At 63.8% G+C, this 24114-nt stretch carries 23 protein-coding genes and 1 other RNA gene; 13 read left to right on the forward strand and 11 right to left on the reverse strand.

Annotation, left to right across the window (positions count from 1 at the left end):
• Positions 1 to 25 precede the first annotated feature (25 nt).
• The 3 genes from PHA8399_RS13730 (at position 26) to PHA8399_RS13740 (ending at position 6682) form a co-directional block, all read left to right on the forward strand.
• Positions 26 to 1798, forward strand: coding sequence for an ATP-binding protein (locus tag PHA8399_RS13730; RefSeq protein WP_058286695.1), 1773 nt, complete (start codon positions 26 to 28; stop codon positions 1796 to 1798).
• A 30-nt stretch (positions 1799 to 1828) separates the two neighbouring features.
• A complete protein-coding gene (locus PHA8399_RS13735; protein WP_058286696.1) occupies positions 1829 to 3166 on the forward strand; it encodes a sigma-54-dependent transcriptional regulator in 1338 nt (445 codons plus the stop codon).
• A gap of 588 nt (positions 3167 to 3754) precedes the next feature.
• Positions 3755 to 6682: an Rne/Rng family ribonuclease gene (locus PHA8399_RS13740; protein WP_058286697.1), complete on the forward strand. Its 2928-nt coding sequence runs from the start codon at positions 3755 to 3757 to the stop codon at positions 6680 to 6682.
• 166 nt (positions 6683 to 6848) lie between these two features.
• Here the strand turns inward: PHA8399_RS13740 and PHA8399_RS13745 are convergent, their stop codons facing one another.
• Positions 6849 to 7082 (reverse strand): sulfurtransferase TusA family protein, encoded by a 234-nt coding sequence (locus PHA8399_RS13745; RefSeq protein ID WP_058286698.1) that lies wholly within the window; start codon positions 7080 to 7082, stop codon positions 6849 to 6851.
• 94 nt (positions 7083 to 7176) lie between these two features.
• Here PHA8399_RS13745 and PHA8399_RS13750 point away from each other — a divergent pair, with 94 nt between their 5' ends.
• From PHA8399_RS13750 to PHA8399_RS13760, 3 genes are all read left to right on the forward strand, one after another.
• On the forward strand, positions 7177 to 7929 hold the full coding sequence (locus PHA8399_RS13750) for a cytochrome c biogenesis CcdA family protein (protein WP_058286699.1): 753 nt from the start codon (positions 7177 to 7179) through the stop codon (positions 7927 to 7929).
• Positions 7930 to 8061: 132 nt separating this feature from the next.
• A complete protein-coding gene (locus tag PHA8399_RS13755) occupies positions 8062 to 9303 on the forward strand; it encodes a hypothetical protein (protein ID WP_058286700.1) in 1242 nt (413 codons plus the stop codon).
• Positions 9300 to 10655, forward strand: coding sequence for a cytochrome P450 (locus tag PHA8399_RS13760; protein WP_058286701.1), 1356 nt, complete (start codon positions 9300 to 9302; stop codon positions 10653 to 10655). The genes PHA8399_RS13755 and PHA8399_RS13760 overlap by 4 nt, the downstream gene beginning before the upstream one ends.
• A gap of 48 nt (positions 10656 to 10703) precedes the next feature.
• Here PHA8399_RS13760 and PHA8399_RS13765 read toward each other — a convergent pair whose 3' ends face one another.
• The 4 genes from PHA8399_RS13765 to fumC are packed head-to-tail and all read right to left on the reverse strand — an operon-like array spanning position 10704 to position 12740.
• The gene (locus tag PHA8399_RS13765; protein ID WP_058286702.1) at positions 10704 to 10931 is read right to left on the reverse strand and encodes a hypothetical protein; all 228 of its coding nucleotides are present in this window, start codon (positions 10929 to 10931) and stop codon (positions 10704 to 10706) included.
• 23 nt (positions 10932 to 10954) lie between these two features.
• Complete coding sequence (locus tag PHA8399_RS13770) at positions 10955 to 11173, reverse strand: ribbon-helix-helix domain-containing protein (RefSeq protein WP_058286703.1); 219 nt, start codon at positions 11171 to 11173, stop codon at positions 10955 to 10957.
• Positions 11170 to 11346, reverse strand: a complete 177-nt coding sequence (locus tag PHA8399_RS13775; protein ID WP_058286704.1) for a DUF4169 family protein — start codon at positions 11344 to 11346, stop codon at positions 11170 to 11172. The genes PHA8399_RS13770 and PHA8399_RS13775 overlap by 4 nt, the downstream gene beginning before the upstream one ends.
• Complete coding sequence (gene fumC / locus PHA8399_RS13780) at positions 11346 to 12740, reverse strand: class II fumarate hydratase (protein ID WP_058286705.1); 1395 nt, start codon at positions 12738 to 12740, stop codon at positions 11346 to 11348. The genes PHA8399_RS13775 and fumC overlap by 1 nt, the downstream gene beginning before the upstream one ends.
• Before the next feature lie 206 nt (positions 12741 to 12946).
• Here fumC and PHA8399_RS13785 point away from each other — a divergent pair, with 206 nt between their 5' ends.
• Complete coding sequence (locus PHA8399_RS13785; protein ID WP_058286706.1) at positions 12947 to 13507, forward strand: hypothetical protein; 561 nt, start codon at positions 12947 to 12949, stop codon at positions 13505 to 13507.
• 61 nt (positions 13508 to 13568) lie between these two features.
• Here PHA8399_RS13785 and PHA8399_RS13790 read toward each other — a convergent pair whose 3' ends face one another.
• From PHA8399_RS13790 to PHA8399_RS13810, 6 genes are all read right to left on the reverse strand, one after another.
• Complete coding sequence (locus PHA8399_RS13790) at positions 13569 to 14042, reverse strand: SspB family protein (protein WP_058286707.1); 474 nt, start codon at positions 14040 to 14042, stop codon at positions 13569 to 13571.
• 119 nt (positions 14043 to 14161) lie between these two features.
• Complete coding sequence (gene chrA / locus PHA8399_RS13795; protein ID WP_058286708.1) at positions 14162 to 15433, reverse strand: chromate efflux transporter; 1272 nt, start codon at positions 15431 to 15433, stop codon at positions 14162 to 14164.
• A 269-nt stretch (positions 15434 to 15702) separates the two neighbouring features.
• Entirely contained in the window at positions 15703 to 16242 is a 540-nt protein-coding gene (locus PHA8399_RS13800) for a nuclear transport factor 2 family protein (protein ID WP_058286709.1), read from the reverse strand.
• A 305-nt stretch (positions 16243 to 16547) separates the two neighbouring features.
• Positions 16548 to 16897, reverse strand: a transfer-messenger RNA (tmRNA) gene (gene ssrA, locus PHA8399_RS22015).
• A gap of 127 nt (positions 16898 to 17024) precedes the next feature.
• Positions 17025 to 17276: a hypothetical protein gene (locus PHA8399_RS13805; protein WP_058286710.1), complete on the reverse strand. Its 252-nt coding sequence runs from the start codon at positions 17274 to 17276 to the stop codon at positions 17025 to 17027.
• Positions 17277 to 17297: 21 nt separating this feature from the next.
• Entirely contained in the window at positions 17298 to 18026 is a 729-nt protein-coding gene (locus PHA8399_RS13810; RefSeq protein WP_058286711.1) for a FadR/GntR family transcriptional regulator, read from the reverse strand.
• 125 nt (positions 18027 to 18151) lie between these two features.
• On the opposite strand from PHA8399_RS13810, the gene PHA8399_RS13815 reads away from it, so the two are divergent.
• The 6 genes from PHA8399_RS13815 (at position 18152) to PHA8399_RS13840 (ending at position 24098) form a co-directional block, all read left to right on the forward strand.
• On the forward strand, positions 18152 to 18922 hold the full coding sequence (locus tag PHA8399_RS13815; RefSeq protein WP_208856312.1) for a DUF2182 domain-containing protein: 771 nt from the start codon (positions 18152 to 18154) through the stop codon (positions 18920 to 18922).
• A 15-nt stretch (positions 18923 to 18937) separates the two neighbouring features.
• Positions 18938 to 19570, forward strand: a complete 633-nt coding sequence (locus PHA8399_RS13820) for a DUF1326 domain-containing protein (RefSeq protein ID WP_058286712.1) — start codon at positions 18938 to 18940, stop codon at positions 19568 to 19570.
• Between the two features lie 69 nt (positions 19571 to 19639).
• Entirely contained in the window at positions 19640 to 20743 is a 1104-nt protein-coding gene (locus PHA8399_RS13825; RefSeq protein ID WP_058286713.1) for a dimethylsulfoniopropionate demethylase, read from the forward strand.
• Positions 20744 to 20754: 11 nt separating this feature from the next.
• Complete coding sequence (acuI, locus tag PHA8399_RS13830; protein ID WP_058286714.1) at positions 20755 to 21747, forward strand: acryloyl-CoA reductase; 993 nt, start codon at positions 20755 to 20757, stop codon at positions 21745 to 21747.
• Between the two features lie 194 nt (positions 21748 to 21941).
• A complete protein-coding gene (locus tag PHA8399_RS13835) occupies positions 21942 to 22361 on the forward strand; it encodes a universal stress protein (RefSeq protein WP_058286715.1) in 420 nt (139 codons plus the stop codon).
• A 96-nt stretch (positions 22362 to 22457) separates the two neighbouring features.
• Positions 22458 to 24098 (forward strand): BCCT family transporter, encoded by a 1641-nt coding sequence (locus PHA8399_RS13840; RefSeq protein ID WP_058286716.1) that lies wholly within the window; start codon positions 22458 to 22460, stop codon positions 24096 to 24098.
• Positions 24099 to 24114: the final 16 nt, after the last annotated feature.

The following is a 24114-nucleotide window of genomic DNA, read 5'->3' on the forward strand; positions in this document are numbered from 1 at the left end:
GGGGCGGCCGCAATAGGTATGAGTCATGACCGCCCCGCGCTCTGAGATGATCAAAAGCAAGGCAAAGGCTGGTTCGCGCACGATTTCGTGGCGGGCGCGGCTTGGGCTTGTGCTGTTCATGGTGGTGGCCGCGGTCACCGTCTGGACCACCAACCGGGCACTGACCCACCGGTTCACCGAAAGCACCCGCAACCGGGCCGAGCTGCGGCTGGCGCTGTATTCCGGCAACCTGCTGAGCGAGTTGCGCCAGCACGCCATCGTGCCGCAGCTGCTGGCGCGCGACCAGACCTTGATCTCGGCGCTGCAGTCCAATGATTTTTCCCTGTCTACCCAGCGGCTTATCTCCTTTGTCGATGAAATCGGCGCGGCCTCGATCATGCTGCTGGCGCAGGACGGGCGCACGGTGGCGGCCACGGACCGCAACCGGCTGGGCTCGAACCACCGCAATGCCGCCTATTTCGTTGATGCAGTGCGGGCCAAGTCGACCGTATTCTCGGTGATCCCGCGCGAGGTCGGCGGCTACCGCTTCACCTATTCGCGCCGCATCATTGATGCGACCGGCGTTCTGGGCGCGATTGTGGTTGAAGTGGACCTGCAAAAGTTCGAGCGCGCCTGGGCGGGAATTTCCGACGCGGTGCTGGTCACCGACAGCACCGGCACCATTATCCTGGCCACCGAGGCGCGTTGGCGCGGTCTTAAGGAAGGCGATGCGCTGACGCTGCAGACGCCCGAAGGCGCGATCCAGCGGGCGATCCGCGCCACCACCGACTGGACCGCGCTGCCCCCCGACGCCTACCTGCAGGGCGAGGCGGTGATGCGGCTGGAAACAAGGGTGCCGTTCCAAGGCTGGCGGATGGCGTCCTTCACCACCTATTCGTCGGTGCGGGAGCGGGTAAATGCCGTGCTGGCGCTGGAAATTATGGGATTCGCGATCCTGCTGGCGCTGGCTTTCTATGCGCTGAGCCGCAAGACCGCGCTGCGGATGGCGCTGTTCCAGCGTGAGTCGGCAGAGCTTCGCGTATTGAATGCGCGTTTGCAGCGGGAAATCGCCGAGCGTGAACGGATGCAAAAGACCCTCGCGGTGGCCGAGCAGAGCCTGGCGCAAAGCTCCAAACTGGCTGCCCTCGGGGAGATGTCCGCGGCGGTCAGCCACGAGCTGAACCAGCCGCTGGCCGCGATGAAAACATATCTGGCCGGCGCCCGCCTGCTCTTGAACCGCAACCGACCGGATGAGGCGCTGGCCTCCTTCGGTCGCATTGACGACCTGATTGAGCGGATGGGGGCGATCACCCGCCAGCTGAAATCCTATGCGCGCAAGGGCGGCGATGCGTTCAGCCCTGTAAACTTGGGCGATGCGCTGGCATCCAGCCTGTCGATGATGGAACCGCAGCTGCGCCAGAGGCATGTGAAAATCACCCGGATTTTGCCCGAAGAACCTGTTATGGTGATGGGCGACCGGATGCGCCTGGAACAAGTTATGGTCAACCTCTTGCGCAATGCGCTGGACGCCACCAAATCCGTGGCGGACCCGGAGGTGGAAATCCTGCTGGCCGCCGGTGAGACGGCAACCCTGTCGGTGCGCGACAACGGGGTGGGGATCAAGGACTTCGACAACCTGTTCGAGCCTTTCTACACCACCAAGCAGCCCGGGGATGGGGTTGGTTTGGGTCTTGCCATCTCCTCGGGGATCGTCAACGACCTTGGGGGACGGCTGACCGCCCGCAACGGCCAGAACGGCGGCGCGGTCTTTGAGATGCAACTGCCGGTCCTGGTGGACGGTATCGAGGCTGCCGAATAGGCCGCCCGGAGTGATTAGGAGAGAACGCGCATGGCCCAGGCTATGAAAATCGCGATCGTTGATGATGAACAGGATATGCGGCAGTCGATCAGCCAGTGGCTGGCGCTGTCGGGGTATGACACGGAAACCTTCCCCAGCGCCGAGGAAGCGCTGAAGGTGCTGGGGCCGGATTATCCGGGGATCGTGATCTCCGATATCAAGATGCCGGGCATGGACGGGATGCAGTTCCTGAAAAAGCTGATGGGCACCGACTCTGCGCTGCCGGTGATCATGATCACCGGCCATGGCGATGTGCCGATGGCGGTGGAGGCGATGCGCGTCGGCGCCTTCGACTTCCTGGAGAAGCCCTTTAACCCGGACCGCATGTCGGAGCTGGCCAAGCGCGCCACCGGCGCCCGCCGCCTGACCCTGGACAACCGGGCGCTGCGGCGCGAGCTGTCGGACGGCTCGCAGATCATGAAAAAGCTGATCGGTCAAAGCCCGGTGATGGAGCGCCTGCGCGAGGATATTCTGGACCTCGGCCAGGCCGACGGCCACGTTCTGATCGACGGGGAAACCGGCACCGGCAAGACGCTGGTCGCTCATGCGCTGCACGCGGTCGGCAGCCGTGCGGGCAAGAAATTCGTGCTGGTCTCTTGCGCCGCTTTGGAAGAGGAGGCGCTGGCCAAGCGCCTGTTCGGCCCGATGCAGCCCGAAGACAGCATGCTGCCCGCAATCGAGGAGGCCCGCGGCGGCACTCTGGTGCTGGAAGACATCGACGCGCTGTCGGAAACCCTGCAGGCCAAGCTCTTGAGCGTGATCAACGAACAGGGCACGCCTGCCGAAACCCGGATCATCGCCATTTCCAACCTGCAGGAAGCCGGCAAGACCTGTGAGGACGCGCTGCGCCCGGATCTGTTCTACCGTCTGGCGGCGCTGCGCATCACCGTGCCGCCGCTGCGCCAGCGCGGCGAGGATATCCTGACCCTGTTCACCCGCCTCAGCGAGCAGTTTTCCGAGGAATACGGCTGCGATGCGCCGCAGGTCAGCGCTCAGGAGGCCGCGCAGCTCTTGCAGGCGCCCTGGCCGGGCAACGTGCGTCAGTTGATCAACATCGCCGAGCGTGCCGTGCTGCAGTCGCGCCGCGGCTCCGGCACCATCGCGTCGCTCCTGATGTCCGATCACGAGGAAATGCAGCCGGTAATGACCACCGAGGGCAAGCCGCTGAAGGAATATGTGGAAGCCTTCGAGCGGATGCTGATCGACAACACCATGCGCCGCCACAAGGGCTCGATCGCCAGCGTGATGGACGAGCTGTGCCTGCCGCGCCGGACGCTGAACGAGAAAATGGCGAAATACGGCCTGCAGCGCTCGGATTATCTGGCGTGACCGCTGTCCGGGCCGTTTCCTGACGCAGGACACGGTCCGGGCGCGTTTCGTTTTGGGGGCCGGAACTGCCGCAGAAGTCCGGCACTTCGCTGAATTTCAACGAAAAGTTAACGTTTTTCCGGGTAAGAGCAGGCTGGATTCATTTTCAGGTCCTGCGGTGACGAATGCCCATTGTCATTACCTATCCACAGGCCTTATGCTGTCCGAACGGGCCGGAAACCGGCACTTGGCTTCCCCCGTTCTGATGAGTTTCGCTGGCTTCGGCTTTTGTCCGGCACGATCCGAGAAAGCTGCAGCCAGACCGATTGGCCCCCTTGATCCAAGGGGGCAGTTTAGCGCCCGAGCCGGAATCTAACCCGGCGCAGGGATTATTAGGCAGGACAGGCCGCGGCTTGCCTGCCGGAGAAGAACCGCGATGACGCGCGCGAGAGCGAAGAGCACTGAGGCAGGAAGGCCGGGCATAGTCCCCGGGACCACCTGCTGCACCGCGCCGTCCCAGATCGCCCTGACAAGACACCACCCGAAACGCGCGCGGCCGCCTGGAAGCAGACAGCTTGCGGGCGCACAGGGCAGGTGCACCAAGGACAAATGGCAAATAAGATGCTTATTGACGCCACCCACGCGGAAGAAACCCGCGTTGTGGTGGTCGATGGAAACAAGGTTGAGGAGTTCGACTTTGAGTCCGAAAACAAACGCCAGCTTGCTGGCAACATCTACCTCGCAAAAGTAACCCGGGTCGAACCGTCGCTGCAGGCGGCGTTTGTTGACTATGGCGGCAACCGCCATGGCTTCCTGGCGTTCTCGGAAATCCACCCGGATTATTACCAGATCCCGGTGGCCGACCGCGAAGCGCTGATGGAGGAAGAGCGCGCCTATGCCGAGGCGATGCGCGCGCGCGACGAGGAAGAAGAAGAAAAACCGTCCAAACCCAAGCGGTCGCGCCGGTCCAAGTCTTCGGCCAAGGCGGCCAAGGCCTCCTCCGGTGATGCGGTGGAGACCAAGGAAGTCGGCGTCGCTGACGAGAAGACCGGCGAAATCGCCGGGATGGAAACCATCGACCTGAGCGATAGCGCCGCGGCTGCGGATGTGCCTGCGGAACTGGCCGAAGTGCCTGAGGGCTCCTCGCCGGTGGAACGTGTTGCGGAAACCCCGGTGGAAGAGCCGGAAGACGAGAATGAAGCCCCCGCTGAGGCGGCAGAGGCGGATGCTTCTGCTGTGGCGGGTGACGAGGCTGCGGACGAAGCTGAGGCAGCAGCTGCCGAGGCCGAAACCGAAGCGGACGCCGAAGAAGTCAAGGCAGAGGACGCTGCCGGCGACGAGGGCGACGAAAACGGTGAGTCCCGCCGGGCCGACGCGGCCACCAAGGATGAAACCATCGAATCCGTCGCCGAAGAGGACGACAGCGAGGACATCCGTCCGCCGCGCAAACCCCGCCCGCGCCGCTACAAGATCCAGGAAGTGATCAAGGTGCGCCAGGTGCTGCTGGTGCAGGTCGTCAAGGAAGAGCGCGGCAACAAGGGCGCAGCGCTGACCACATATCTGTCGCTGGCCGGCCGCTACTGCGTGCTGATGCCGAACACCGCCCGCGGCGGCGGCATCTCCCGCAAGATCACCAATGCTGCCGACCGCAAGAAGCTCAAGGACATTGCCTCCGAACTGGACGTGCCGACCGGCGCGGGCCTGATCGTGCGCACCGCTGGGGCCAAGCGCACCAAGGCGGAGATCAAGCGCGACTACGAATACCTGCAGCGCCTGTGGGAGCAGATTCGCGAGCTGACGCTGAAATCCATCGCGCCGGCCAAGATCTATGAGGAAGGCGACCTGATCAAACGCTCGATCCGCGATCTTTATAACCGCGACATCGACGAGGTTCTGGTGGAAGGCGACCGCGGCTACCGCATCGCCAAGGACTTCATGAAGATGATTATGCCGTCCCACGCCAAGAACGTGAAGCATTACCAGGACGCGCTGCCGCTGTTCGCCCGCTACCAGGTCGAAAGCTACCTGGGCGGCATGTTCAACCCGGTCGTGCAGCTGAAATCCGGCGGTTACATCGTGATCGGCGTGACCGAAGCGTTGGTGGCGATCGACGTGAACTCCGGCCGGGCGACCAAGGAAGCCTCGATCGAGGAAACCGCGCTCAAGACTAACTTGGAGGCCGCCGAAGAAGTGGCGCGCCAGCTGCGCCTGCGCGACCTTGCGGGCCTGATCGTGATCGACTTCATCGACATGGACGAGCGCAAGAACAACGCCGCCGTCGAAAAGCGCATGAAGGACAAGCTGAAGACCGACCGCGCCCGCATCCAGGTGGGCCGGATCTCGGGCTTCGGCCTGATGGAAATGTCGCGCCAGCGGCTGCGCCCCGGCATGATCGAGGCGACCACCGCGCCGTGCCCGCATTGCCACGGCACCGGACTGATCCGCTCTGACGACTCGATGGCGCTGTCGATCCTGCGCCAGATCGAGGAAGAGGGCACCCGCCGCCGCTCCCGCGAGGTGCTGGTGCGCTGCCCGGTCTCCATCGCCAACTTCCTGATGAACCAGAAGCGCGAGCACATCGCCCAGATCGAGGCGCGTTACGGCCTGTCCGTGCGCATCGAAGGCGACGCGCATCTGGTCAGCCCGGACTTCGTGCTGGAGAAGTTCAAGACCGCTTCCCGCACCGTGCCTGCGGCCACCGCTCCGGTGGTGTCGGTGGATACCTCGATCATGGAGCAGGTGGACGCTGACGAAGCGCAGCAGGACGAGGAAGAGGCCCCCGTCGCCGTTGAGGCCGCTGAGGACGATGCGCCGCAGGACGACAAGCCCAAGCGCAAGCGCCGCCGCCGCCGCCGCCGGAAGTCCGGCAACGGCGATCAGGCCCAGACGGGCGAGAACGGCGAGGACACCTCCGAAGACCAGGATCAGCCGAAGGAAGAGGCTGACGAGGCGCTGGAAGCTGACTCTGAGGCGGAAGAGCCTGCCGCGGAAGACGTGAAGGAGAAGAAGCCCTCCCGCACCCGCACCCGGTCCCGTTCGCGCAAACCGAAGAGCAAGCAGGCTGAGGCAGACGCAGTTGCTGCTGAAGGCTCCGAAGCCGCCGCAGAGGAAGCGCCCGCCGCTGCCGAAGCGCCTGTGGCTGAGACGGTCGCGGAAGCTCAGGCTGATGAGACTGCAGAACCGGCGGTTGAGGCCGTTGCGGACAGCACAGACGCCGCTGCCGCCCAGGACGCAGAGCCCGCTGCGGAAGCTGAACAGGCCGCTCCGGCAGAAGAACCGGCTGCTGCGCAAGAGGCAGAGGCTGAGGCGCCTGCAGAAGCTGCTGCCGAAGCGGCCGAAGAGCTGTCTTCTGAGGAACCCGATGCGGAACCAGCCGGGGAGCAGACTGCTGTGGAAGAGGCCGCTGCGCTGGAACCCGCCGCTGCGCCGGAAGAGGAAAAACAGCCGGAGCCTGCCATGGCTGGCGCCGCCGCTGAGCGGGAGCCCGCAGCTTCGTCCAAGCCAAAACGCCGCGGCTGGTGGTCGATGGGCGGCTGAGCTCAGCATGGAACACGCGAAAAGGCAGGCCGTCAGGCCTGCCTTTTTCAGTTGGGGCTGCCTCCAATCAGGAAACTTCGGGCTGCGCACGAAACACAGTTTTCCGGGCCGCAGTTTTTGCGGAACTCCGGTGCCGCAAGGCACGGGCGCTGGGAAGGTTCGCGGCCTAGCCGCCCTTGCGGATCAGGTAGATCTGGTGGCCTGCGCCTTCGCTGTGGCCCAGGAATTCATGCCCTGCCTCATTACAGAAATGCGGCACGTCGATCACCGCCGCCGGGTCGTCCGCCAGCAGTTGCAGCACATGGCCGCGCTGCAGCGATTTCAGCCGCTTGCGCGCCTTCAGGACGGGCAGGGGGCACAGCAGCCCGATTGCATCGAGGGTCTCTTTGATCTCGCTCATGGTGTTCAGATAAGGGGGATGTTTCATGCTGTCCACAAGGATGTGACCAGCCGTCCCCGTGACGTTGGCCGCCTGCTGGCATAAGTGTTGGACCATGTTTGGAATCGAGATCATCGACGCAGGGCTGCTCCCTGCCATGCTGGTGGCGCTGCTGGGCGGCGTGATCAGTTTTCTGTCGCCCTGCGTGCTGCCGATTGTGCCGCCTTACCTGGCCTATATGAGCGGCGTCACCATCGGCGAGATGCAGGGCACAGTCGCCGCGCGGCGTAAGGCGATCATCGCGGCGCTGTTCTTTGTGCTGGGGCTGTCCACGGTGTTTCTGCTGCTGGGCTTCACGGCCTCTGCATTCGGCGCATTTGTGCTGCAAAATCAGGAGCTTTTCGCCCAGGTTTCAGGCGTCGTCGTGATCATCTTCGGGCTCCACTTCCTGTCGGTTTTCCGCATTCCGCTGCTGGACCGCGAGGCACGGATGGAGGCGGGCGAATCCGGCGGCTCCGCTTTGGGGGCTTATGTGCTCGGGCTGGCTTTTGCCTTTGGCTGGACGCCGTGTATCGGCCCGCAGCTGGGCGCCATCCTGTCGCTGGCCGCATCGGAGGCTTCCGTCAGCCGCGGCACGCTTCTGCTGGGCGTTTACGCCGCGGGTCTGGGCGTACCGTTTCTGCTGGCGGCGATGTTCCTGAACCGCTCGATGACGCTGATGAACAAGATGAAACGCCACATGGGGCTGATCGAGAAAGTGATGGGCGGCCTGTTGCTGTTTGTCGGCATCATGCTGGTCACCGGCCTGTTCACCACCTTCTCCTGGTGGCTGCTGGAAACCTTCCCGGCGCTGGCCACGCTGGGCTGACCTGAGGACTTTCAAAGGGGCCTGAGGGCCCCTTTTTCTTTGCCTCGCCCGGCCTTACTCTTGCCGGATTGCGCTGCTAGTCTGCGCTGGAGACGTCAGAGCAGGACAACGCGGATCAACAGCGTGGATCACATGGGTTCCAACCCCCAGCAGGTGCGCAAACGCCGGGTGTTTTACATCCCCGGCTATGACCCGATTCACCCGCGCCGCTACCGGGAGCTTTACCGCAAGGAAGGCGCCGCGCAGGCGCAGATTTCCGGCTACAGCCTGACGCTCTCTCCCAAACGGACCAACGGCCCCTACGGCTGGCATGTTGCGGTTGAGATGGACGGGCAGCGCACGGAGGCGGATATCGAGGTGCTGGTCTGGTCCGACATCGTGCGCGGCAGCATGGAGGCGACGATTGCAGGCACCTACTGGCAGCTGTTGCGCACCGCCTGGATCTATCTCTCCACCGGCGCGCTCAGGCGGCTGATGCGGCTGCGCAAGGGGCCGGTGATTGCCGCGCTCTACCCGGTGGGAATGCTGCTTGTGCAGGCGCTTCTGGCGCTGCTGCTGGCTTGGGGCGCTGCTCATGCCATTGGCCTTGCCGCTGCTGCTGCCGGGCTGAACGGCCCCTTTGCCCTGCTGCCAGCCTGGATGCTGGGCCTTGGCGCCGGCTATGCGCTGCTGCGCTGGTTCAAGACACGCGACGGCAAGTTCTTCGCGTATTACCTGATGCACGATTACGCCCATTCTGCGGCCTCCCGCGGCGCCATTCCGCCGGAGATGGAGGTGCGGATGGACGAATTCCGCGCTCTGATAGCAGGCGCCTTACAGGACAAAACCCTGGACGAGGTGCTGGTCGTCGGCCACTCCTCCGGTGCGCATCTGGGGGTGCCGGTGCTGGCGGACCTGATCCGGCATGGGCTGCCCGAAGACCGCCCCGCTCTTGGATTTCTCACGCTGGGGCAGGTGGTGCCCATGGTCTCCTTCCTGCCGCAGGCCAGCCGTCTGCGGGCCGATCTGAGATACCTGTCCCAGCGCACGGAGCTTGCCTGGGTGGATGTCACCGCGCCGGGCGATGGCTGCGCCTTTGCGCTGTGTGATCCTGTCGCTGTCAGCGGCGTTGCGCCGGAAGGCAAGCGCTGGCCGCTGGTGTTTTCTGCCGCCTTCACCCAGACCCTCAGCCCGGAGCGCTGGCAGCAGCTGCGCTGGCGGTTTTTCCGTCTGCATTTCCAGTATCTTTGCGCTTTCGACCGGCCGGGCGACTATGACTATTTCCGCATCACTGCTGGGCCGCTGACGCTGGCAGAACGGTACCGGGACCGGAAACCTTCGAAGTCGCGGATTGACGTGCCGGTGTCGAAGTTCACCTCGGTGGCCGCTGAATGACCCAAGTGATGCCGCCAAAACCGCCAGCGCGCTCCGACAAGGTGCCGCTGTGGCGATATGTAAGACTGTTCCGTCAGGACATCCTGTCGGCGCAGCCTGCGCGGCTTTACCGCGCCTGGATGGCAGAGTTCCGCACGCCGTTTTTCCGCTCCTTCCTAGTCAACCAGCCGGATCTGGTGAAGCTGCTGCTGAAGGAGCGCCCGGATGATTTCCCGAAATCGGACCGCATTGCAGAGGGGCTGAAGCCCTTGCTGGGCAATTCGGTGTTTCTGACCAATGGCGCGGACTGGAAGCGGCAGCGGCGGATCATTGATCCCGCCTTCGAGGGCGGGCGGCTCAAGGATACCTACCCGGCGATGCGCGCCGCGGCGGAGGCGGCGGTCCAGCGCCTGGAGGGGCGGAAGGGGCCGGTGGAGATTGAGGAGGAAACCTCGCACGCGGCGGCAGACGTGATCTTCCGCACGTTGTTTTCGATCCCGATCGGCCATGAGGTGGCCGGCGAAGTCTTCACCCGGTTCCGCGACTACCAGCGCAGCCAGCCATTGCTGAACCTGGCCGCGTTCGTGCCGCTGCCGCGCTGGATGCCGCGGTTCTTCCGCCGCGGTACCCGCCGGAACGCCGCAGAGATCCGGACGCTGATCGCGAAGCTGACGGCCGAACGGATGGCGGCGATCGAGGCGGGCAGGGCGCCGGATGACCTGGCGACCAAGATCATGACCACCCGCGACCCGAAGACCGGCAGCACGTTTGATACCGCCGAGATGGTCGATCAGGTGGCGATCTTCTTCCTCGCGGGTCATGAAACCAGCGCCTCGGCCTTGGCCTGGGCGCTCTATCTGGTGGCGCTCTACCCGGATTGGCAGGAAAGGGTGGCGGCGGAGGCCGCGGTGCTGGAGGATGAGAGCTTTGCTGCCGTTTCACGGCTGAAGGTCAGCCGCGATGTGTTCCGCGAAACCTTGCGGCTGTATCCGCCGGTGCCGATGATGGTGCGGGAGGCTGCATGTCCCGAACACTTCCGCAACCGTGCCGTGCCCAAGGGCGCGCAGATGGTGCTCAGCCCCTGGCACCTGCACCGGCATGAGCGGCTGTGGGAGAACCCGAACGGCTTTGATCCCGCGCGCTGGGGGACGGAGAACGGCAAGCAGTGCCAGCGGGACGCGTATATCCCGTTCTCAGCCGGTGCCCGCGTGTGTACGGGGGCGGGTTTCGCCATGGTGGAGGGGCCGCTGATCCTGTCGATGATCCTGCGCCGGTTCCGCGTTGAGCCGGTTGCGGGCAGGGCGCCCGTTCCTGTGGCGCATCTCACGGTGCGGTCGAAAAACGGGATCTGGCTGCACCTCTCGGAGCGGTAGCCAAGAAAATTCGAATTTTCTTGGCAAATTTCTTCGAAGAAATTTGCGTTACTGGATGATACGCACGGCTTCCTGGTTGCAGAAGATAACGACCTGACCAGCGTTTTCCACGGCGTGGAAACCGCGGTGTTTCAATTCCTGCCGAAACCGGTCCCAGCCGAGCAGCCGTTCTATGTCACGCTTCTGCCGCCGGATGACGCCGCCCTTGGCGGCCGCCTGGGAACGGAAAAGTTGCTGCAACCACGCGTCAGCAGAGAGAGGGGCAGGTACCGGCATAAGCTGAGGATGGCAATTTGTGGTTAACGCGCCCTTAACCGCCGCAGCACGAACAGCCGGATGGCGGACGCCAGCCCGCAGTCCTCGCCCCGGGTTTCGTCAATTTCCGCTGCCAAGTCATTGATTGCCCTGTCTTCGCGGGTTGCGATTTCGCGAAAGGCATCCCAGAACTCATCCTCCAGCGACACGGAGGTGCGATGCCCGCGCAGGGTCAGGGAATGCTTCTTCGGGCGGGAATTCATTCGTCGCGCTTGTGCTCGTCCAGACGTTTGAGCTCTTGCGCGTTGCGCGCCTTGTCCAGGTCTTTCTCGGCCTTGGTCCGCCCGAACGTCACGGCGTTCCGGTCAGCACGGGCCTTCTTCTGGGCCCGCGCTTTTTCCTTTCTGTACCGGTTCAGGTTGACCGGCTTTTCCATCAGTCCTTCGGCCCGATCATCTGCTCGGGCCGCACCACTGCGTCAAAAGTGGCTTCATCGACAAAGCCCAGCTTGACCGCTTCTTCCTTCAGCGTGGTGCCGTTCTTATGCGCGGTCTTGGCAACGGTGGTGGCGTTGTCATAACCGATGGTCGGCGCCAGCGCGGTGACCAGCATCAGCGACTCCTTCATCAGCTTGTCGATGCGCGGCTCGTTGGCCTTGATGCCGTTCAGCATCCGCTCGGTGAAGCTGTCGGCCGCATCGCCCAGCAGCTGGATCGACTGCAAGAGGTTGTAGGACATCATCGGGTTGTAGACGTTCAGCTCGAAATGGCCCTGGGAGCCTGCGAACTTGATCGCCGCGTCATTGCCCATGACGTGCGCTGCCACCTGGGTCAGCGCCTCGGCCTGGGTCGGGTTCACCTTGCCCGGCATGATCGAGGAGCCGGGCTCGTTCTCCGGCAGGATCAGCTCACCCAGGCCGGAGCGCGGACCGGAGCCGAGGAAGCGGATGTCGTTGGCGATCTTGTAGCAGCTGCCCGCAATCGTCGCGAGCGCGCCGGACAGGAACACCATCGCGTCATGCGCCGCCAGTGCCTCGAACTTGTTCGGTGCTGTGACGAAGGGCAGGCCGGTGATCTCCGCCATGTTGGCGGCAACGGTCTCGCCCCAGCCTTTCTGGGTGTTCAGACCGGTGCCGACGGCGGTGCCGCCCTGCGCCAGCTCATAGATCCCGGGCATTGCCGCCTCGACCCGGGCCAGGCCTTGACGGATCTGATGCGCGTAGCCGCCGAATTCCTGGCCCAGCGTCAGCGGGGTCGCGTCCTGGGTGTGAGTGCGGCCGATCTTGATGATGTCCTTGAATTCTTCGGACTTCTTCTCCAGCCCTTCGGCAAGCTTGGTCAGCCCGGGCACCAGCACGTCGCGCACCATCATCGCAGTGGCGATATGCATCGCGGTCGGGAAGGTGTCGTTGGACGACTGCCCCATGTTGCAGTGATCGTTCGGATGCACCGGATCCTTGGAGCCGATGGTGCCGCCCAGGATCTCGATGGCGCGGTTGGCGATCACCTCGTTGGAGTTCATGTTGGACTGGGTGCCGGACCCCGTCTGCCACACCACCAGCGGGAAGTTGTCGTCGAATTTACCTGCCACCACTTCGCTGGCGGCCTGGATGACGGCATCGGCGATCTTTGCGTCCAGCTTGCCCGACTCTTTGTTGGCCATGGCGCAGGCCTGCTTGATTACCCCCAGCGCGCGCACAATGGCGACCGGCTGTCTTTCCCAGCCGATCGGAAAGTTCATGATCGACCGCTGGGTCTGCGCGCCCCAGTACTTGTCTGCTGGGACCTCGAGCGGACCAAAGCTGTCGGTTTCGGTGCGGGTCTCGGACATCCGTCTTCTCTCCGTTACGTATGCGATTGTATGCCGTTTAGCCTGCGCATTGCGGCAGTGCAATTGGCCAGTTGCGCGCAGCATAGCCAATCGCGCGGGCAGGTATAGTGCCGAATTGGCGCAATCGGAGACATGCCATTGCCTGAAACCATGCTATGATTACAGTGCGTGGGGGACAGGCCTGGACATCCGGAGGGAATTGCGACGTGCCAACGCATTTGCGAACTCTCAAGGCCTTGCTGAGCCTTGACGCCCTGGTGGCGGCGGTTCTGCTCTTGCTGCTGCCGCAGTGGGCGCGCGCGGACATTTCCCGCTTCGCGGGCGAATACGCCGGCAGCGTCGAGATCGTGAAGGAAGACGGTGACACCGACCCCCGGGATATGAGCGTGGCGATCCGCGAATTGAAGAAAGGTTTCACCATCAAGTGGACGTCTACGACGGAAAAGGACGACGGGCGCCGGAAGTCGAAAACCTATGAGATCGAGTTTCTGCCCAGCGGCCGTGAAGGTGTCTTTTCCGCAGCGATGACCCGCAATGTATTCGGCCATTCGGTGCCGCTCGACCCGATGAAAGGGGAGCCGTTTGTCTGGTGCCGTATCACCGGCGATACGCTGACGGTGTTCTCGCTGTATATCCATCCCAACGGGGATTACGAGATGCAGCAGTACGACCGGACTTTGGCCGAAGGCGGCTTGGACCTTGAATATATCTCGCGCCTGAACGGCGAACCCCGGCGGCAGCTGCGCACCTTCCTGTCGCGGCAGTGATGCAGGCATAAAACAGGCGGCCTGCGGGGCCGCCAGTTGTTCACCCGAGAGCGGACGCGCGTTATTTGCGGAAGCTGTCCAGCGAGACGATGTCTGCGTTTTTCTTTTCCTCGGCCGGGACACGGGCGGTGTCCTGCTCCTCATCGGCATCCGGTGCCTCTGCATAGCCCTCGGAATCCTCATCGGCGCTTTCGAACCGCAGCCCGAATTCCACCGACGGGTCGACGAAAGTACGGATCGCGTCATAGGGGATATAAAGAGGTTCGGGCGAGTCGCCGAAGTTCAGTGTGACGGCAAAGCCTTCTTCATCCACAGTCAGGTTGTCGAACCAGTGCTGCATGACCACGGTCATTTCGCCCGGGTAGCGGTCGGACAGCCAGTCGGCCAGTTCCACATCGGGATGGGCCGTGTCGAAGGTGATGAAAAAGTGGTGGTTACCGGGCAAGCCGTTGTCAGCGATGTCCTGCAGCACGGTCCGGATCAGGCCGCGCATGGCAGAGTGCATCAAGTTGCCATAGTCGATTTCACGGGACATGCAGTCACCCTTTGTTCATTTGCTCCCAAGCATAAGAGATTCTGGCGGAAACAAAAGACCGCCCTTTTCGCCAGCCGAATTATTTTTGGCACAGGACGGCGGGTTGAAAGCCGCCGCAGTCAGCTGATTGGAAACGGGAATTCGCCAAGGGCCAGTCCGGCGCAGGCCATGGCAGCCAGCAGCAGCAGCATATTGCCGCGCACCATCCAGGCCGCCAGCGGCGCCAGCAGAACCAGCAGCACCGCGGCGGTGTCCATGCTGCTCCAGACCGGCGCAGGGATATGCAGGATTCCAGCCTCATAAACCTGCGTTTGGGCAAACGCCACATGCATCAGGAACCAGACCGACAGGTTCAGAATCACGCCCGCGACCGTGGCAGTAACCGCCTTCAGTGCCATGCCAAGCCGGGGATGCGCGGCGATGCGCTCGACATAAGGCGCGGCGGCGAAGATCCACAGAAAGCAGGGCATGAAGGTCGCCCACAGCGCCACCGCGCCTGCCGCCAGAAACAGGCCAATTCCGTCCTGCAGCAGCCCCGACAGCATGGCAACGAATTGCGTGACCAGGATCAGCGGTCCGGGCGTGGTCTCGGCCAGTCCCAGGGCGTCGATCATCTGTCCGGCGGTGATCCAGCCGAACTGGCTGACAACCGTTTGGCTGATATAGGCCAGCACCGCATAGGCACCGCCAAAGGTCACTACCGCGAGTTTGGCGAAGAACCAGCCGACATCGGCCAGGAAGCCTGCGCCGGACAGGCTGAGCGCAATCAGCGGCAGCAGCCACAGGCTGCCCCAGACGGCGACGGTCCGCAACGTGCCGGCAGCCTGAAACGGCGCGGCAGAGGCGGGCAGCTCCGCCCCGGCTGACTTGCGCAGGAAGCCGGTGAGGGCGGCCGCAAGCACCACCAGCGGGAACGGCAGGTTCAGCAGGAACAGCGCGGCAAAGCCGAAGCCGGCCAGCATCCAGTCCGCCCGATGGCGCAGCGCCTTGCCCGCCAGCCGCCGCAGCGCCTGCAGGATGATGACAACAACAGCGGCCTTGATGCCCAGAAAGGCGGATTGCACCGCGGGCAGGGTGCCGTATTGCACGTAAAGCCAGGCCAAAAGGGCAATCACCGCGGCCCCGGGCAGAACAAACAGCAGCCCCGCCAGCAGCCCGCCAGCGGTGCCGCGCATCTTCCAGCCGGTATAGGTTGCCAGCTGCATCGCTTCCGGCCCCGGCAGCAGCATGCAAAACGAAAGCCCCCGCAGGAAGCTTTCTTCGCTCAGCCAGGGGCGGTCCTCGACCAGATCCTTGTGCATCACGGCAATCTGCGCCGCCGGGCCGCCAAAGCTCAGCACCCCGATGCGCCCAAAGACACGGAACATCTCTGCCCAGCCGGGATGGCTCATGCTGCGCGCTCCGCGACCCGGCTGTGGCCTCGGCAGGCGCGGGCCCGGCGGTTCAGCGCGTTATCCAGGGTCATGGCTGCCTCAAGCTGCTGATGGTGCTCCACTGACCGGCGCAACAGCCCCGCCGCCATGGCGGCAAGGCCGTGCCAATCGGTACCGGCGCCTCTCACACCCCGGGCCAGCCTGTCAAGCGCTGGAAGGCTTGAGCCTGGCTCGTCCGGCAGGGGGCAAAGATCAAGAACCTGCGATGATGGCGCCGCATACGCCTGTTAGCCGAGCCGTTCCCCGGTCAGGCAGATGGCCAGGGCCTCCGGCGGCAGCTGGCCCAGCATTTCGAACATCCGGAAATAATCCATGTTGGAGTGCATCTCGGCAATCCTGCCGTCCTCCACCCGCGCCATGACCTGGCCGGTGATCTCGAACGGTTCGCCGTCGCGGGGATTGCTGGTCGCGGCCACCAGCCGGACCGACACCCATTCGTCGGTTTCCATCACATGGGTGAAGGTCACCTTGATCGGACCCAAAAGGTTGCGCAGCGCAGCGACTACCTCGCTGTAATCGCTTTCCGGTTCTGCAAGGGCGGAAACAGACCCGGAGATCAGCGTATTGCGGCGCATGATGTCGGAGACGGCGTTCAGATTGCCTCTGCCCCAGACTTCCTCAAACCAGTAATGCAGCAGACGGGTCAAAGGCATGTCCGCCATGCCCGCCGGGTCGAAGGGGGCTTCCATGACAGGGCTTGCGCCGGATGCGGCGGCCCGGCGCGTGACAAAGGGTTCAGTCGCGGGTTTGGTGAAAGTATCAGTCATTCTTTTCGTTAAGCAGAGCCATGCCCGGTCAGGCAAGGGGCATAGGGAGCTGTCAGGCAGCCGCGCCGGTTCGGACGGCAAGCAGCAGGACGGAGGGAGTTGCACGCTCCGGCACGGCCGGGCTGAAATCGCAGAGCGTCAGTATTTCAACATTGTGCAGTCAAAGGCATTGAAGGATTTCTTGCGGTCCGAGTCCGGTTCAGACCCGGCAGTTTAGCCGGCGCCGGCAGGTTTTACAGCCCATCCCTAAGGTTTTAGGCATTCCCCGCACACCGGCTGGGGACTTGGTTGGACAAAGTGGAGAAAGTGCAGGTTTCTGTTGCCAGGTACCTGCGAACCCCGCCTTACGCGGCTAGGCGCAAGGGCTTAGATTTCGATTCCTCGAACTGCTTACGCAGCCAGAGCAACCGGAGCACGATTGTCGTTTGCAATTGTACTGTTTGGGCCGGTACGGTGGCACCCCGCCGAGACAAAGCAAACCCCTTTAGACGTCCGTCGATCCTGTTTCGGCCCCATGATCCCCAAACGAAGGATTTTGGTGGAGCCGCCGGGTACCGCCCCCGGGTCCGATCCGCTTATTACGAGCGCGTTTATGTCCATAGTTCCACAAGGGAACATCAGCTATATAGTGCGCTTCTGTGCGGTTGCAAAGGGGGCAACCGGAATCCTGCGAGGATTCCGGCCAGTTTTCCGGCGCGGAAAACTGGTGCTGTGCCGCCGCTGGTGCCGCCAGAAATCCTCGCAGGATTTCTGGCCGTTTTCCGCGCCGGAAAACGGCACTGTCACACCAGTTTGCGGATCGGGGCGCTGTTGCAGAAGACGACAACCTGCTCGCGGTTCAGCACCGCCTGAAACCCGCGGGCGCGGACTTCGGCCAGAAAGGCCTCCATCCCGGCATAGCGCTCGATATCGCGGATCTTGCGGCGGAACACCTGGCCGTTCTGAACCGCTTTGCAGGCGAAGATATCGCGCAGCCAGATATCGGGGGAGAGGGCGGAACCGGGTTTAACCATGACCCAACTGTCCCGGGTCATGGTTAAAAAAGTGTTGAGCCGTTACCTCTGCGCCCGCGCGGCAAAAACGTCAGAGGCCAGCTTGCGGGTCTCGCTCTCCAGATCCTGCAAGCCGGAGACGGCTGCACTGCCGTCGCCCGCCTCGATGGCGTCGGCAATACGGGAATGCAGGCCGGTGATCGCTTCGCGGTCGCGCGCGGTGAAAGTGATCATGTTCATCAAGGGCTGCATTGCTTCCACTGCGCCGGCCAGCTGATACGACAGCACCGGATTGCCCGCGCCGTCCACCAGCGCCCGGTGAAACGCCACGTCGGAGGCGCAGAAGGCCTCATCGGTCAGGCCGGGCTGCCCCTGGCGGAAGATCTCCGCCCGCATCGTCGCCAGGTGGTCCGCACTGCGGCGCTCGGCCGACAGCGGCGCGCAGGCGCGTTCCAGCGCGTAGCGCGCCTCGCAGGCGGTATCGAAACTCACCGCATTCATGCTCAGCAGCAGGGTGGAGGTGGTGATCTGCTGCGAATAGGCGTCCTCGAAACTCAGCCGGTTCACAAACGCTCCGCCGGAGGCGCCGCGCTGGGTGCGGATCAGCGACTGCGCCGCCAGCCGCTTCAGCGCTTCGCGCACGGTCGGGCGGGACACCTGGAAGTGATCCGACAGTTCCGCCTCCGACGGCAGCCGCTCATCGACAATCAACTCGCCGGAAATGATGGCATCCTTGATCGCCTGGGCTATCTGAACCGAAAGATCGGCGGAGCTGTTGGGGTCAATCTTCATGCCCGGGGTCCTGACGCTGCGTTATGCCGGAGCGGGGCCGGCAAGAAATCATTTGTCTGACATTTAAAAGTCTGACATTTAAAACTCAAGACGTGAGTCGCTAACCCTCATACGCGGAGCGCGCGATGAAAGCCATTCTGGCACAACGGATCAGAACCATGGGAGGCTGGCATTGGCTGGGCCTGTTCGGGCTGATCCTGGGGGCGTGGGGGCTGCTTTATGCAATGTCGGTGCCGGCCGAACTGCGCGAGGCCGGGGCGATCTACGGTCCGGATTTCTGGCGCGACTTCTGCGTGCTGACACCGGATGCGGCGGGCTTTGGCAAGATGCTGATTATGTGGGCACTGATGTCGGCCGCGATGATGGCGCCGACAGCATTGCCCGCCTTTGCCACCTACGAGGACCTGTCCCACACTGCGCCGGACACCAGTTTCACCCGGCTGGTGGGCGGCTATCTGGCGGTTTGGCTGGGCTTTTCGGCGCTGGCCGCCGTGCTGCAACTGGGACTGTTCCAGGCAGAATTGCTCACCGCCTTTGGCGACAGCAACTCGCGCTACCTGTCGGCGGGGCTGCTGCTGGTCGCGGGCGGCTACCAGTTTTCGCCGGTAAAGGAAGCCTGCCTCAGCAAATGCCGCCGCCCGCTGGTGTTCTTTATGCAGCACTGGGACGAGGGGCCGCTGCGTAACGGCCTGCGGCTGGGGCTGGTATGCTTGGGCTGCTGCTGGGCACTGATGCTGCTGGCCTTTGCGGGCGGCACCATGAATATCGCCTTCATGGGGCTGGCGACCGTGATCATGATTTTGGAAAAGCTGCCGGACCTGGGCCGCTACATCACCAAACCGCTGGGTGCGGGGCTGGTGATTGCGGCGCTGGCGCTGGCGGCAGGGATTATCTGAGAGGGAGACTAAGACATGGCCTTGGACGCCGCTACGGGCACCGTGCCCTGGACAATCAAAGGGGAGCTGATCCTCAACTGCAACTGCACCGTGTTTTGCCCCTGCGTGGTGTCGCTGGGCAAGCACCCGCCGACCGAGGGCCACTGCCAGGCCTGGGCGGGCGTGCGTATCGACACCGGCGACTACGGCGGGGTTGACCTGTCCGGCCTGAACGTCGGCCTGTTCCTGGAAATCCCCGGCAACATGGGCCGCGGCAACTGGAAGGCGGCGGCCTATATCGACGACCGCGCCTCGGATGACGCCTATGACGCGCTGGTTGCGATCTTCTCCGGCGCGGCGCGCGGCACGACCGGCCTGTTCTCTATGCTGGTGGGCGAGTTCCTGGGCGCCGAGCGCGCACCGGTCACTTTCGAGACCGAAGGCAAGGAACGCCGCCTGATGGTCGGCAAGAAGATCCAGGGTGCCGTGGTCCCGGTCGAGGGCAAGGACGGCAAGGACATCGTTGTCACCAACACCGAATACTGGATGGGCCCGGACATCACCGTCGCCACCGCCACCAAGGGCCGCGTACGCGCCTTTGGCCGGGTCTGGGACTTTGACGGCCGTTCTGCCGAGATTTGCCAGATCGACTGGCACGGGCCGAAGTAATCGGCTTTTCCGGCGGCGGCTCCGCTGCGGCCGCCGGGTACATTGCACATGGTTCTGGGAGGAATAGCCATGGCCCTGCTGTCCCCGTCGCGCCGCCTGCGGCGCACCCCGTTTTCCGATGGCGTCGAAGCGGCCGGTGTAAAGGCCTACACGGTCTACAACCGGATGCTGTTGCCCACCGTTTTTGAAAGCGTGCAGGCGGACTACCGCCACCTCAAAGAGCACGTGCAGGTCTGGGACGTTGCCTGCGAACGCCAGGTGGAGCTGCGCGGCCCCGACGCCGGGCGGCTGATGCAAATGCTGACGCCGCGCGATCTGCGCGGCATGACGGCAGGCCAGTGTTTCTACGTGCCCATCGTCGACGAGACCGGTGGCATGCTGAACGATCCGGTGGCGGTCAAGCTGAGCGACGACCGCTGGTGGATCTCGATTGCCGACAGCGATCTGCTGTTATGGGTCAAGGGCATTGCCAACGGCTGGCGGCTGGATGTGCTGGTGGATGAGCCGGATGTCTCGCCGCTCGCAATCCAAGGCCCCCGCGCGGACGACCTGATGGCCCGCGTCTTTGGCGAGGAGGTGCGCAAGGTCCGCTTTTTCCGCTTCGGCATCTTCCAGTTCGAAGGCCGCGACCTGGTGATCGCGCGCTCCGGCTATTCCAAGCAGGGCGGATATGAGATCTACCTTGAAGGCGGCGATTTGGGAATGCCGCTGTGGAACCGGCTGTTCGAAGCGGGCGAGGATCTGCAGGTCCGGGCCGGCTGCCCCAACCTGATCGAGCGGATCGAGGGCGGGCTGCTGAGCTACGGCAACGACATGACCGACGACAATACCCCGCATGAATGCGGGCTTGGCAAGTTTTGCAACACCCACACGGCGATTGGCTGCATCGGCCGCGACGCCCTGCTGCGGGTGGCCAAAGAGGGTCCGGTGCAGCAGATCCGCCCGATTGCGATTGACGGCGATGCGGTGCCGGGCTGCGACCGGCCCTGGCCGGTCTTTGCGAACGGCAAGCGGGCGGGGCAGGTGACGTCCTCCGCCTGGTCGCCGGACTTTGAGACCAACGTCTCGATCGGCATGATCCGCATGACTCATTGGGACGCGGGCACCAAGCTTGAGGTGGAGACACCCGACGGTATGCGCACAGCCACTGTGCGCGACACATTCTGGATTTAAGGAGAAGGCAGATGTTCAACGCTTTGGTTGTGAACAAGGACGAAGAGAGCGGCAAGACCTCCGCCGCGGTCGAGCAGATCAGCCTCGATCAGCTGCCCGAGGGCGAAGTGACCGTGGCGGTGGAGTATTCCACCGTGAACTACAAGGACGGGCTTTGCATCGGGCCGGGCGGCGGGCTGGTGCGCAAGTATCCGCACGTGCCGGGGATTGATTTTGCGGGCACCGTTGAGGCGTCCTCGGATGACCGCTATAAGCCGGGCGACAAGGTGGTGCTGACCGGCTGGCGCGTGGGCGAGGCCCATTGGGGCGGCTACAGCCAGAAGGCCAATGTGCGCGCCGACTGGCTGGTGCCGCTGCCGGAGGGGCTGGACACTCGCCAGGCGATGGCTGTTGGCACCGCGGGCTTTACCGCGATGCTGGCGGTCATGGCGCTGGAGGATCACGGGCTGGAGCCGGGCCACGGGCCGGTTCTGGTCACAGGCGCGGCAGGCGGCGTCGGCTCGGTCGCGACCGCAATCCTGGCCAATCTCGGCCATGAGGTAGCTGGCGTCACCGGCCGCCCGGAAACCGCGGACTACCTGAAGTCCCTGGGCGCCACCCAGATTGTTGCCCGCGAGGAAATCAACGAAACCACCAAACGGCCGCTGGAAAGCGAAACCTGGGCGGGCTGCGTGGATGCGGTCGGCGGCGCCATGCTGGCGCGGGTGCTGGGGCAGATGAAATACGGTGCCTCGGTGGCGGCTGTTGGTTTGGCGGGCGGCGCCGCGCTGCCGGCCACCGTTGTCCCGTTCCTGCTGCGCGGCGTGAACCTGTTGGGCATCGACTCGGTCATGCAGCCCTATGACAACCGTGTCCGCGCCTGGCAGCGGATCGCCAAGGACCTGCCGATGGACAAGCTGGAAGCGATGATCCAGCCCGCCACGCTGGGCGATCTGCCGCAACTGGGTGCGGATATCCTCAAGGGCCAGGTCAAGGGCCGCGTCGTGGTGGACGTCAACGCCTAAATCATTATAATACTTTGCATCTACCGGATGAACGCGCGGCGATGTCCGCGCGTTTTTCATGCGTGCCGCGGCCCTGCCGCGGTCCTAGGGAGGGGGCAGCGCCGCGATTGCGCGGTCCCGATACCGCCCCGCCCGGTGCGCTCTTGGCCTCTGTGCCGGTGACGCATTGAATTTGAAGCAAGAGGAGGGAGACCGTGTATTCCAAAATCATGGTGCCCGTCGATCTGACCCACGCCGACCGACTGGAGCGGGCGCTGCAATTGGCCTCGGATCTCGCGCATCTTTACAACGCAGAAGTGATTTTCGTGGGGGTGACCTCACCCCAGCCCAGCAAGGTGGCGCATAATCCGCAGGAGTTTGCGGCAAAACTCGATGCGTTCGCGTCCGGCCAGGCAGCCAAGCGCAACATGACCGCTTCGGGCCATGCCGTTGTCAGCCACGATCCGGCGGTGGACCTTGATAAGACGCTGATCAAGGCCTGCAGCGATACCGGGGCAGAGCTTATCGTGATGGCGAGCCACGTCCCGAACGTGAGCGATTACCTGTTCCATGCGCATGGCGGACGGGTTGCAGAAAAAGCGCCGGTTTCGGTGCTGGTCGTGCGCGAGAGCTGACCGCGGGCCCCTTGAAGACGCAAGCGCCAGCTTGCGGGGCCAAAGGTTGCAAGGCCGAAAGACAATGGGCCGGAGTTTACAGGGAAGGAGGCCGCAATGGCTGACGAAACCACAAATCAGGGTATCCCCGCCCCGGAAGGCGAATCGGATATCATCGATACCGAATACGAGATCGGTCAAGACAATATCGAAACCCAGATCGGCCCGTTCGGGGTCGACATCCACAACCCGGTGTTCCTGGTCTCGGGACTGGTGATCGTGGCCTTCGTGTTCTACGCGCTGGCGCTGCCGGAGCAGGCGGGAACATTTTTCAACTGGCTGCGCCCTGCGGTCACCAGCAATTTTGACTGGTTCTTCTTCGGGGCTGCGGATCTGTTTGTGCTGTTCTGCCTGTTTCTGATCGTGTCCCCCTGGGGCAGCGTGCGCCTGGGCGGCAATGAGGCAACGCCAGATTACACCTACTTGGGCTGGTTTGCGATGCTGTTTGCGGCGGGCATGGGCATCGGCCTGATGTTCTATGGCGTGAGCGAACCGATGAGCCACTTCTCCACCGCCTTCGGCGGCACGGCGGTGCCTGAGGGCGGCGGCGCCCGCACCGACTGGGCGCCGCTGGGCGCGGCGGCAGGCAATGAAGCTGAGGCAGTGCGCCTGGGGATGGCGGCGACGATCTTCCACTGGGGTCTTCACCCTTGGGCGATCTACGCCATTGTGGCGCTGGCGCTGGCGCTGTTCACCTACAACAAGGGCCTGCCGCTGACCATCCGCTCCGCCTTCTACCCGATCTTCGGGGAGCGCGTCTGGGGCTGGACTGGCCACATCATCGACATTCTGGCGGTCTTTGCCACGCTGTTCGGCCTTGCCACCTCGCTGGGCTTCGGGGCGACACAGGCCAACGCCGGCCTTAATGAGCTGTTTGGTGTGCCGACAGGCGCCACCACCGAGGTGGTTCTGATTTCGGTCATCACGGCGATCGCGCTGATTTCGGTCCTGCGGGGCCTGGATGGCGGTGTGAAGGTGCTGTCGGAGATCAACATGGGGCTGGCCTTCCTGCTGCTGATCTTCGTGCTGCTGGTCGGGCCGACCGTGGCGATCCTGACCGGGTTTGCCTCCAGCCTGATGGCATATGTCGAATACCTGCCGGCATTGTCGAACCCGATCGGGCGCGAGGACGTGAACTTCAGCCAGGGCTGGACCGCCTTCTACTGGGCCTGGTGGATCAGCTGGTCGCCGTTTGTGGGCATGTTCATCGCCCGCGTCAGCCGCGGCCGTACCGTGCGGGAGTTCCTGATCTGCGTGCTGCTGATCCCGAGCCTGGTCTGCGTGCTGTGGATGAGCGTCTTTGGCGGCACTGCGATCCATCAGGTGATCACCGACGGCTTCACCGGGGCGCAGGACGCGTCGCTTGAACTCAAGCTGTTCAAGATGCTGGGCGAGCTGCCGCTGTCCGGGATCACCTCCTTTGTGGGGATCGTGCTGGTGGTTGTGTTCTTCGTGACCTCCTCCGACTCCGGCTCGCTGGTGATCGACACTATCACCGCAGGCGGCAAGGTCGACGCGCCGGTGCCGCAGAGGGTGTTCTGGTGCATCTTCGAGGGTGCCGTTGCAATCGTGCTGCTGCTGGGCGGCGGGCTGGCGGCGCTGCAGGCGATGGTGATCTCCACCGGCCTGCCATTCACCGTGGTGCTGCTGCTGATGTGCTGGGCCATCTTCCGCGGGCTGCTGACCGAAGCGCGCTGAGGCCGCACCAGGAAAC

Origin of the sequence: Leisingera aquaemixtae (genome assembly GCF_001458395.1) — a bacterium.
In the GTDB taxonomy this organism is placed as follows: domain Bacteria; phylum Pseudomonadota; class Alphaproteobacteria; order Rhodobacterales; family Rhodobacteraceae; genus Leisingera; species Leisingera aquaemixtae.